This is a genomic window from Rahnella sp. NRRL B-41462, from assembly GCF_003263525.1.
In the GTDB taxonomy this organism is placed as follows: Bacteria; Pseudomonadota; Gammaproteobacteria; order Enterobacterales; family Enterobacteriaceae; genus Rahnella; species Rahnella aceris.
The window spans coordinates 1-2,751 of record NZ_JYDF01000184.1; the positions used below are offsets into that span (position 1 = coordinate 1).

The following is a 2,751-nucleotide window of genomic DNA, read 5'->3' on the forward strand; positions in this document are numbered from 1 at the left end:
GGCTGGAAATCTTGCCGCTGCGCGGTTCCTTCGTTTCGGGATTGCAGCCTATGGTCTGCAACCTCTCATTCAGCAAGCTTTCTGAATCGCCCGCAGGATCTTAAATTCAAAAAACAAAATTACTCTGTTTTAGAGAGTTCAATGGCGTGCTCAAAATCCAGCTGAACGGAGCGGCTTCGAGACCTGTGGCTCGAAGACCGAGAGAAGGTAGTGCGCAGCACCTGGATTTGCGCCACTCATCAATACAGCAGAACATGTCCCTTGCGCCAGCGGAGCGCGCAGTGAAAAAGCGCGGAGTCCAGAGGCCCGCGCGTTACCGGGTCTCTGGTCGGTGTGGGCCGATGCCCACGGTGTTGACCTTGAATTTGAATTTGAATTTGAATTTGAAGTTAAAAGCCGCCATTGCAGCGGCCTCTGCAATCAAATAAACGATTTCGCCTGCTTCAGCACCACATCACAGGCTTTGGTTTTCACTTTCTCTTTCACCTGCGTCAGCCCGCTCCCCAGATTATTCAGATCCACACTTTGATCTTTACCGGTTTTCAGCAAACCACCCAGACCCTGCTGATAATCCTGGCTTTCAGCACCCGCTGCCGTCTGGATGCCCAGCTTGCTCAGCAACTGATCTTTCACATTCTCAGTGCTGGCTTTGGAAAGTACGTTGTTCTTCACGCAGTACTGCAACACACCTGCGACGTTGTTCGCGCTGGTCGACGTCAGGGCACTGTCGCCGCCACTGAGCAGCGAGGTCAGCGAAGATGTGGTACCGGCAGAACCGGTTTTGCTGCTGGTGCCATTCAGTCCTTCGTTGGCGGCCTGCTGCAGTTGTCCCAGAAGATTATTCGAGGCCTGTGCACCTGCTGAAAGCAAAATACCCGCAGAGGCCAACGCCAGAACAACGGCTTTCAATGTTTTCATGTCTTACTCCATCCATTTCACATAAGTATTGCGGCAAAGCTTGGGCTGAAAGTTTCATTACATCAATAGGAATACCGGACAGAACGTCTTTATTGCGCCACATTTGACGACTTGTTAAGCGCCTGCTGCGCCAGCCAAAGCCCGGCGGCGGTGAAGAAATGCTGCGCCAGCGGCGTTGCCCTGCCCGCTTCGGCGACGACCAGCGCGGCGTGACGACTCATCGGCGTGATATCCAGCGGGCAACGTTTCAGTGCAGGATGCATTTCATCAATCAGATGTCCACGCGGCACCAGCGCACAGCCAATTCCGACAAACACGCCCTGCATCAGCTGGAAAATAGACGTGCTTTCCAGCCGCGGATGCAGCTCAAGTCCGGCCTGGCGGAAGAAATTATCCAGATACCGGCGGAAATAGCGGCTCGGTTCAGACAGACACAACGGCAGCGCGGCAACCTGTTCGGCGGTTATCCGTTCAATGCCCTGTAACTGCGGAAAATGATCCGGGTGATACACCACGTCAACACCGCCGTCATCGAGCGGCACCAATTGGAAGCGCAGCTCATTGAGCGTCGAGAACTCAAAGAAACCGATACCGACATCCACCGAATGGCTGCTCAGCGCTTCAATCAACTGATCAGCACTGACTTCTGCCACGCGGTAATCCAGCCCCGGATGCGCTTCGCTGACCGCCTTAATCAGTTGCGCCAGCGACACGCTGCATTGCGGCATCACGCCGATACGCAAGGTCCCGCTCATGCCCTGTTTCAGCGATTCGACTTCCAGTTTCAGGCCTTCATAGACAGCCACGATTTCCCGCGCCCAGCTCAGCACCCGCAGACCTTCTGCGGTAAAACCTTCGAAGTTATTACCGCGATTGATCAGATTCAGGTCGAGCTCTTTTTCGAGGTTTTTGAGACGCATCGACAGCGTCGGCTGGCTGACAAAGCTGGCTTCCGCCGCCCTGCCAAAATGCCGTTCGCGTTCGAGGTTACAGAGATAGATAAGTTGTTTGATATCCAATTTATTTTCTAATTCAGCCGGTTGTTATGCCTTATCGATTGCTGCTGATTATAAGCCAAAGTCATGATAATGACGCAGCGGATTAAAACCGGCTAAGGCATCCTGACGTTGTTTGCGGGCGCGACGGGCCAGTGCATAGGCCGGATCGCCGTTGAAACCGTGGAATCCGCCCGGATAGATGCTGAATTCCACCGGCACGCCAGCGCGGATTAACCGGCGGGCATGGTCGATGTTTTCATCGAGGAACAAATCAATTGAGCCGACGCCAATCCAGGCCGGTGGTAATCCGCTCAGATCCTCTGCGCGGGCAGCCGCAGCGTAGCAGGAAATATCCGGCAAACCGGCTTCGTGACCGAGGTAGGCGTGCCAGCCGAAACGGTTGTCCTCGCGCGTCCAGGAGAATTCGCCGGTCACCGGATTCGGGTTGGGATCGGTCACAGTGCGGTCGTCGAGCATCGGATACATCAGGTTTTGAAACGCCAGTGTCGGACCGCCCCGGTCGCGGGTCAGCAGCGCCAGAGAGGCCGCCAGCCCGGCACCGGCGCTGTCACCCATCACACCGATATGTGCAGGGTCAATACCCAACGCCTCTGCCTGTGCGGTCATCCAGATCAGCGCGGCATAACAATCTTCCAGCGGGCCGGGGAATGGCGTTTCCGGCGCGAGACGGGTAATCCACCGATACAATGACGCAGTCGTGCTGTGCCGTCGTCGGGCGGGTCAGCGGCATCGACCTGTTCAGGGCTGCCCAGCACATACCGCCACCGTGAATATGCAGAATACCCCATCCGGCCTTTCCGTTCATGCTCGGCGA

2 protein-coding genes and 1 pseudogene are annotated in these 2,751 nt (G+C 55.8%); all 3 read right to left on the reverse strand.

Features of this window, described 5'->3' with window-relative positions:
* Window positions 1-420: 420 nt before the first annotated feature.
* Window positions 421-918, reverse strand: a complete 498-nt coding sequence (locus UC14_RS26385; protein WP_112152218.1) for a DUF2501 domain-containing protein — start codon at window positions 916-918, stop codon at window positions 421-423.
* 89 nt (window positions 919-1,007) lie between these two features.
* A complete protein-coding gene (locus tag UC14_RS26390) occupies window positions 1,008-1,937 on the reverse strand; it encodes a LysR family transcriptional regulator (RefSeq protein WP_013575423.1) in 930 nt (309 codons plus the stop codon).
* 48 nt (window positions 1,938-1,985) lie between these two features.
* A pseudogene (locus tag UC14_RS26395) lies at window positions 1,986-2,751 on the reverse strand (alpha/beta hydrolase); the annotation flags it as partial.

Bases quoted from the DNA above. Each gene is read 5' to 3' on its own strand.
- UC14_RS26385 (WP_112152218.1), bottom strand. From the start codon at position 918: ATGAAAACATTGAAAGCCGTTGTTCTGGCGTTGGCCTCTGCGGGTATT.